Source organism: Yoonia sp. (genome assembly GCF_042093035.1).
Lineage (GTDB): Bacteria > Pseudomonadota > Alphaproteobacteria > Rhodobacterales > Rhodobacteraceae > Yoonia.
Genome location: NZ_JBELFI010000112.1, coordinates 1 through 7,961, shown reverse-complemented (window position 1 = coordinate 7,961; position 7,961 = coordinate 1). Strand labels below are relative to the sequence as shown.

Here is a 7,961-nt window from a genome sequence, read left to right as displayed (position 1 = left end):
TCAGGCCAACCACACCGCCACGCACCTTCTCAATGAGGCGTTGCGCGAGGCACTTGGCGATCACATTGCGCAGCGCGGTTCTTTGAATGCACCGGATCGGTTGCGGTTTGATTTCAGCCATAACAAAGCACTCAGCTCGGATGAGTTGGCCCGGGTTGAGCGCGACGTGAATGCAATGATCCGTCAAAATGGCACGGTTGAAACGCGGATCATGACGCCCGACGACGCACGCGCGATGGGCGCGCAGGCGCTCTTTGGGGAAAAATACGGTGATGAAGTGCGGGTTGTGTCGATGGGCCGTCAGGATGGCTCAGGCAAGGGAACGGAAGGGAACACCTATTCGTTGGAACTCTGCGGCGGCACCCATGTCAAACGCTTGGGTGAGATCGGCGCGTTCGTGACCCTTGGTGACAGCGCGTCAAGCGCAGGTGTCCGCCGGATTGAGGCGCTGACAGGGCAGGCCGCGATTGATTATCTGCGCGCGCAGGATGACCGATTGGCGCAGACGGCGCTTGTCTTGAAAGCGCCAGTGACAGAGGTGGCGGATCGCGTCAGGTTGCTCTTGGATGAACGCAAGGCGCTGTCCAACGAACTGGCACAGTTGCGCCGTGAATTGGCGATGGGGGGTGGCGCGAAACAGGCTGCACCTTCCGAGGTTATCAACGGCGTCGCATTTCAGGCGCAGGTTCTGTCCGGCGTGACTGGCAAGGATTTGCCGTCCCTGATTGATGAGATGAAATCCGCCATTGGCAGTGGTGCGGTTCTGCTGATCGCCGATACGGGCGGTAGGGCCGCGGTCGCTGTGGGTGTGACAGAGGACATGACGGGCCGCGTCTCGGCGGTGGATATTCTGCGTGCTGTAACGCCTGAATTGGGCGGCAAGGGCGGCGGTGGTCGTCCGGATATGGCGCAGGGTGGTGGTGCTTCCGCAACAAATGCGCAGGCCGGGATTGATGCGGCGAAAGCCGTGTTGGAAGGCCTGAAATGACCGCGCTTTGGATCAGTCATGTGAAGGTCACGGAGCCCGAACAATACGCCGAATATGCGAAACGCGCGACCGTCGCGATTGCCGAACACGGAGGTATATTTCTGGCGCGTGGTGGGGCCTACATCCAGAAGGAAGGACCGGAGAGGCCGCGCAATGTCGTCGCCCGCTTCCCTAGCCTCGCAGCCGCGGAGGCGTGTTACGTATCTGATGCATACCAAGCGGCGTTGGAATTTGCCAAAGGCGCGTCAGAGCGTGAATTGAGCATCGTCGAAGAGCTCACTTGAAAGGCCAACGCGGTGAGATGATGGCACACCATGCGCCGATAATTGAAGTACAAGCGGCACAGGTGACAGAAGCGAGGACTATCGGGGATCGCGGCCGATCAGGAAAACGTGCGGTCACGCTGATACAGGCTGAACACTTGCCAGTGATTGCAGCATTTGATTGCAGCATTTGCCCGCAGGGATCAGGTGCTTACGGCAGAGCTGCGGCGCAATCTTGTCATCGCCGGGCTAAATCCTCTGGCGCTGCGCAAAGGGCAATGGCGTGTAGGCGCGGTCGTGCTGGATATCCACGGGCCTTGTCCGCCGTGTTCACGGATGGAAAAATTGCTGGGTTCGGAGGGGATACAATGCAATGCGCGGGCACGGCGGATGGTACGCCAGCGTCGTGACCAGAGGGCAAATTCAAGTGGGCGATGAGGTCGCTCCGGACATTGCCTGAAGGCCCGGCGCTATTTCTATCGGCGAAAAGAACGGATTAGCCCGCGCGTGATTGGCGCTTACGTTCATGTGGGTCCAGATAGCGCTTGCGCAGACGGATGGCGTTTGGCGTGACCTCGACTAGTTCATCGTCATCAATATAGGCAATAGCCTGCTCCAGCGACATGATGACAGGTGTCGTCAGACGCACCGCTTCATCCGTCCCTGAGGCCCGCACGTTGGTCAGTTTCTTGCCCTTCAAAGGGTTCACTTCAAGGTCGTTTTCACGACTGTGTTCGCCGATAATCATGCCGGTATAGACGTTTTCCTGCGCGCCGATGAACATCTTGCCGCGCTCTTCCAGGTTCCACAGCGCAAATGCGACGGACGTGCCGTTTTCCATGGAAATCAGAACACCCTGCCGGCGGCCTTCGATCTTGCCTTTGTAGGGTGTTTGCCCGTGGAACAGACGGTTCAAGACGCCAGAACCGCGAGTGTCGGTCAGGAATTCGCCGTGATAACCGATCAGGCCCCTGGACGGGACATGCGCGATAATCCGGGTTTTACCAGCGCCCGCGGGCTTCATTTCCACCAACTCGCCTTTGCGCGGGCCGGTCAGCTTTTCGACGACAACGCCTGTGTATTCGTCATCGACGTCGATGGTGACTTCCTCGACGGGTTCCATGCGTTGACCACCTTCTTCGGTAAAGATGACCTGCGGGCGCGAGATTGAAAGCTCAAAACCCTCGCGGCGCATATTCTCGATCAAAACGCCCATTTGGAGTTCGCCGCGGCCCGACACCTCGAACGCGTCACCACTGGGGGTGTCGGCAACTTTGATCGCGACGTTGACTTCGCTTTCCTTCATCAGACGTTCACGAATGACGCGCGACTGGACTTTCTTGCCATCACGCCCGGCAAGCGGGCTGTCGTTGATACCAAAGGTCACGGTGATAGTCGGCGGGTCAATTGGTTGGGCCGGGATCGCTGCATCGATGCTGACATCGCAAAGCGTGTCGGCAACCGTGGCCTTGGTCATGCCTGCGATTGTGACGATGTCACCGGCCTCGGCCACATCAATCGGCTGCTGGGACAAGCCACGAAATGCCAGAATTTTGGACACGCGGAACTGTTCGATCTTATCGCCTTCACGCGAAAGCGCCTTGATGGTTTCGCCTGCCTTCAAGGTGCCCGCTTCCACACGGCCAGTCAGAATACGGCCAATGAACGGGTCCGCAGACAATGTTGTCGCCAACATCTGAAACGGCTCAGCCTTGCGGGAGATCTGCGCAGGCGTCGGCACATGTTCAACAATCAAATCAAACAACGCATCAAGGTTCTCGCGTGGACCGTCGAGTTCGGCGTCACACCACCCGGCACGGCCGGAGGCAAACATGGACGGGAAATCAAGCTGATCGTCAGTGGCTTCCAAGGCTGCAAAGAGGTCAAACACCTCATCCACAGCGCGGTCAGGCTCACCATCGGGCTTGTCGACCTTGTTCACAACAACAATCGGGCGCAGGCCAAGCGCCAAGGCCTTGGACGTGACAAACTTTGTCTGCGGCATTGGCCCTTCGGCGGCATCAACCAACAAGACAACACCGTCCACCATCGACAGGATCCGCTCAACCTCGCCACCGAAATCGGCGTGGCCGGGGGTGTCGACGATGTTGATGCGGGTGCCTTTCCATTCAACAGATGTACATTTCGCAAGGATCGTGATGCCACGCTCGCGTTCGATGTCATTGCTGTCCATCGCGCGTTCTTGTGTCGCCTCGTTTTCACGGTAGACACCGGACTGCTTGAGGAGTTCGTCAACAAGTGTCGTCTTGCCGTGGTCAACGTGCGCGATAATCGCGATATTGCGGATATCCATGGGATCAGCCTTTTGGGTAAGTTGCCGCGCGGATAGCGTGCCCGCGCCGCAATTGCTAGCCCCTTATTGCTACATCGCCTTGTTGAGGTTTTCGTCGATCTTTTCAAGGAAGCCCATCGTCGTCAGCCACCCCTGATCAGGCCCGACCAACAGCGCCAGATCTTTCGTCATAAAGCCGCTTTCCACGGTCTCGACGATCACCCGTTCCAGTGTCTCGGCGAAGTTCATCAGCGGGGTGTTGTCATCCAGCTTGGCACGGTGTTTCAGCCCGCCAGTCCACGCGAAAATTGACGCGATGGAGTTGGTTGACGTGGCTTGCCCATCCTGATGCTGGCGATAGTGCCGGGTAACAGTGCCATGTGCGGCCTCTGCTTCGACGATCTTTCCATCTGGCGTCATCAATTGCGATGTCATCAGCCCCAGTGATCCAAAGCCCTGCGCGACAGTATCCGACTGCACGTCACCGTCGTAGTTTTTGCAGGCCCAGACGAATTTGCCCGACCATTTCATTGCGGAGGCCACCATATCGTCGATCAAACGGTGCTGGTATTCGATTCCTGCCTCGTCGAACTGTACTTTGAATTCTTCCTCAAAGACTTGCTGGAAGATGTCCTTGAACCGTCCGTCATAGGCTTTCAGGATTGTGTTCTTGGTGGAAAGATACACTGGCCAGCCAAGGTTCAGCCCGTAGTTCAAAGACGCCCGCGCAAAATCAAAGATTGACGCATCAAGGTTATACATGCCCATCGCAACACCTGCGGACGGGCTGTCGAACACCTCTTTTTCGATCACACTGCCATCTTCGCCGACGAATTTCATGGTCAGTTTGCCGGGGCCGGGCATCAGGAAGTCCGTGGCTTTATACTGATCGCCAAAGGCGTGTCGCCCGATGACAATTGGGTCGGTCCAGCCGGGTACAAGGCGCGGGACATTCTTACAGATAATGGGCGCGCGAAAGACCACACCGCCTAAGATATTGCGAATGGTGCCATTGGGTGAGCGCCACATTTTTTTCAGGCCGAATTCCTCAACCCTTTGTTCATCCGGCGTGATCGTGGCGCATTTGACGCCGACGCCGACGTCCTTGATCTTCTCAGCCGCATCAATGGTAATTTGGTCGTTCGTCTCGTCGCGAACTTCCATCGCCAGATCATAGTAAAGCAGGTCGATGTCCAGATATGGCAGGATCAACTTTTCCTTTATGAAGTGCCACATGATCCGTGTCATTTCATCACCGTCGAGTTCAACGACGGGGTTTTCTACCTTGATTTTGGACATGGGCGGGGCTCCGGCTGGTTGTGGCTGGGGCTCTTATAACCAATTTCTCATTTGGGGCAAATCATTGTATGCATTTGTATACGAAAATGGCAAAGTGGTAGGCCCGGCAGGACTTGAACCCGCAACCAAAGCGTTATGAGCGCTCTGCTCTAACCAATTGAGCTACAGGCCCACTTGTGACTTTTGGAGTACCAGACAGGGCAGGGCGGTCAAGTCGAGATGCGTCAAAATTGCACTTTGAGCTGTTCCAATTAGACGCGCGATGCGCTAACGACGCGGAAACTGACGGGAGTGCCTGCGATGCGCGCGAAAAATGGTCTGACATACGCCGATGCCGGTGTTGATATTGATGCGGGCAACACGCTGGTTGAGCGGATCAAACCCGCGGCCAAACGCACCGCGCGCCCCGGCGTGATGGCCGGATTGGGTGGCTTTGGCGCGCTATTTGACCTCAAAGCTGCAGGCTACACCGATCCGGTTCTCGTTGCTGCAACCGACGGTGTCGGCACCAAGCTGCGCATTGCGATTGATACCGGAAATGTTGATACAATCGGCATTGATCTGGTGGCCATGTGCGTCAATGACTTGGTGTGTCAGGGGGCCGAGCCATTGTTCTTCCTTGATTATTTCGCAACCGGCAAGTTGGAGCTTGACGCAGCGACCCGCATTATCGAAGGCATCGCCGCTGGCTGCGAGGCGTCGGGCTGCGCGCTGATTGGTGGCGAAACCGCTGAGATGCCGGGCATGTATGACGCAGGCGATTTCGACTTGGCGGGTTTTGCAGTGGGCGCGATGGAGCGTGGCGAAGAACTGCCCGCTGATGTTGCCGAAGGCGATGTCTTGCTCGGTCTGGCTTCTGACGGTGTACATTCCAATGGCTATTCGCTGGTGCGCCGGATTGTTGAGGTGTCAGGCTTGTCGTGGGATGATGCCGCACCTTTCGCGGATGAAGCACTGGGAACGGCATTGCTTGCCCCGACGCGACTTTATGTCAAGCAAGCACTCGCGGCTGTGCGCGCTGGCGGCGTGCATGCATTGGCGCATATTACGGGTGGCGGTTTGACAGAAAACCTGCCGCGTGTTCTGCCTGAAGGCTGCGGTGCTGAGATTGATCTGAACGCTTGGGATCTGCTCCCGGTCTTTCAATGGCTGGCGCAAACCGGCGGCATGACACAGGCGGAGCTTTTAAAGACATTTAACGCAGGCGTTGGGATGGTCTTGGCCGTCGATGCATCGCAGGCCGACGCGCTGAAGGTGCTGCTGACCGACGCAGGTGAGACGGTCTACACTCTTGGCGCGGTTACATCTGGTGAAGGTGTCAGCTACAAAGGCGCGCTTTTGTGAGCAAAAGGGTTGCTATCCTTATTTCGGGTTGTGGCTCGAATATGGTGGCGCTGGCGCAATCAATGCAAGGTGACCACCCTGCGCGACCCGTCCTCGTTTTGTCGAACGATCCAGAAGCAGGCGGTCTGGCCAAGGCGCGCGATATGGGCATCGCAACCGCTGCTTTCGATCACAAGCCTTTCGGCAAAGACCGTGCAGGGTTTGAGGAAGAGCTGAACGCTGCGCTGCAACAAGTGCAACCCGATATCATATGCCTTGCAGGTTTCATGCGCATTCTGACGGCAGATTTCACGGCCAAATGGGACGGGCGGATACTGAATATCCATCCATCGCTCTTGCCGAAATACAAAGGTCTGCACACCCATGCCCGCGCGCTGGCGGCAGGTGATGCCGAACATGGCTGCACTGTGCATGAGGTCACGTCCGCATTGGATGACGGCCCGATCCTTGGTCAGGCGCGCATCACCATCGCGCCAGGTGACACGCCAGACACGCTTGCTGCAAAGCTTTTGCCCCTAGAGCATCAGCTTTACCCGGCGGTTCTGGCGCGCTTTGCAGAGGGTGATCGCACGCCGATCTACCTGCCGGCTTAACCACGTCTTTTCTTTGGCCGGGCAATCGCTTATCAAAACCAGACGACCGCGCTATTCAAGAACGACGGAATAAGAATGAAAACGATCACCACGACCGACGCACTTGCCGCATTTTGCACCCAAGCCGCCAAGCGCCCCTATGTCACCGTCGATACCGAATTCTTGCGTGAACGTACCTATTATTCCAAACTTTGTCTTGTGCAATTGGCCTACCGCGACGAGGCGGGCGAAGATGCGGTGCTGGTCGATCCGCTCGCACCATTGCTGTCTTTAGACCCGCTTTATGCCTTGTTTGAAGATGCCGGCTGCGTGAAGGTGTTTCACGCCGCCCGTCAGGATCTTGAGATTTTTTATGTCGATGCAGGCATCATCCCTGCACCGCTTTTCGACACGCAAGTCGCGGCCATGGTCTGCGGCTTCGGCGAGCAGGCGGGTTATGAAACGCTGGTGCGCAAGATCGCAAAAGCGGATTTGGACAAGTCATCGCGTTTTACGGATTGGTCGCGGCGCCCTTTGACCGATGCGCAGGCCAAATATGCGATCGGTGATGTGACCCATTTGCGCGATATCTACGAATATCTCTCGGCGCGGTTGGCGCAGTCCAGACGCGTCAAATGGGTTGCCGAAGAGATGGCCGTGCTCAATGATCCCGCTACATATCAAGCCGATCCTGACAATGCATGGAAACGGGTGAAAACGCGCACGCAGTCGGGCAAGTTTCTAGCAATTGTGCGCGAACTTGCCCGCTTTCGTGAAACCTATGCCCAAGACCGCAACGTGCCGCGTAACCGCGTTTTCAAGGACGATGCGCTGGTCGAGATCGCCTCGACAAAGCCGCAGTCCGAACAAGATCTTGGGCGGTCACGTCTGTTGATGCGCGAGGCGCGCAAGGGGGATATCGCTGCGGGCATTCTGGCCAGTGTCAAGGCAGGGCTTGCGGTAAAATCCGAAGACATGCCCAAGGTCGATAACGCGCGTGCAAAGCTGCAGGTGAACCCTGCTTTGGCCGATATGTTGCGCGTTCTGCTTAAGGCCAAAACGGACACTGCCGATGTGGCCCCCAAGCTGATTGCGACGGCGGCAGATCTTGATGCGCTTGCGGCGGGTGAACGTGATGTGCAGGCCCTGAAGGGGTGGCGCAGAGAGGTGTTCGGCAATGAGGCGATCAAACTTTGTGATGG

At 57.1% G+C, this 7,961-nt stretch carries 8 protein-coding genes and 1 tRNA gene; 6 read left to right on the top strand and 3 right to left on the bottom strand.

The features are described from left to right. The 3 genes from ACFDSS_RS12190 to ACFDSS_RS12180 all read left to right on the top strand — a co-directional run. Positions 1–988 (top strand): DHHA1 domain-containing protein (locus ACFDSS_RS12190; protein WP_375256011.1); only part of this gene is annotated, 988 nt, incomplete at its 5' end. Beyond that, positions 985–1,272: a DUF1330 domain-containing protein gene (locus ACFDSS_RS12185; RefSeq protein WP_375256010.1), complete on the top strand. Its 288-nt coding sequence runs from the start codon at positions 985–987 to the stop codon at positions 1,270–1,272. The genes ACFDSS_RS12190 and ACFDSS_RS12185, both read left to right, overlap by 4 nt. A 186-nt stretch (positions 1,273–1,458) precedes the next feature. Then, positions 1,459–1,689 (top strand): MOSC domain-containing protein, encoded by a 231-nt coding sequence (locus tag ACFDSS_RS12180; protein ID WP_375256012.1) that lies wholly within the window; start codon positions 1,459–1,461, stop codon positions 1,687–1,689. Between the two features lie 58 nt (positions 1,690–1,747). On the opposite strand, the gene typA is transcribed toward ACFDSS_RS12180, so the two are convergent. The 3 genes from typA to ACFDSS_RS12165 all read right to left on the bottom strand — a co-directional run bounded on the left by typA (position 1,748) and on the right by ACFDSS_RS12165 (position 5,015). Continuing rightward, positions 1,748–3,565, bottom strand: coding sequence for a translational GTPase TypA (typA, locus tag ACFDSS_RS12175; protein WP_375256009.1), 1,818 nt, complete (start codon positions 3,563–3,565; stop codon positions 1,748–1,750). 69 nt (positions 3,566–3,634) lie between these two features. Beyond that, positions 3,635–4,843, bottom strand: coding sequence for an NADP-dependent isocitrate dehydrogenase (locus tag ACFDSS_RS12170; RefSeq protein WP_375256008.1), 1,209 nt, complete (start codon positions 4,841–4,843; stop codon positions 3,635–3,637). A 95-nt stretch (positions 4,844–4,938) separates the two neighbouring features. Next, a tRNA-Ile gene (locus ACFDSS_RS12165) sits at positions 4,939–5,015 on the bottom strand. A 128-nt stretch (positions 5,016–5,143) separates the two neighbouring features. Here ACFDSS_RS12165 and purM point away from each other — a divergent pair. The 3 genes from purM to rnd form a co-directional block, all read left to right on the top strand. Beyond that, positions 5,144–6,187, top strand: a complete 1,044-nt coding sequence (gene purM / locus ACFDSS_RS12160; protein ID WP_375256007.1) for a phosphoribosylformylglycinamidine cyclo-ligase — start codon at positions 5,144–5,146, stop codon at positions 6,185–6,187. Continuing rightward, positions 6,184–6,780 (top strand): phosphoribosylglycinamide formyltransferase, encoded by a 597-nt coding sequence (gene purN / locus ACFDSS_RS12155; RefSeq protein ID WP_375256006.1) that lies wholly within the window; start codon positions 6,184–6,186, stop codon positions 6,778–6,780. Before purM ends, purN begins: the two co-directional genes overlap by 4 nt. Before the next feature lie 75 nt (positions 6,781–6,855). Next, positions 6,856–7,961: ribonuclease D (rnd, locus tag ACFDSS_RS12150; RefSeq protein WP_375256005.1), on the top strand; the 1,106-nt coding region annotated here is incomplete at its 3' end.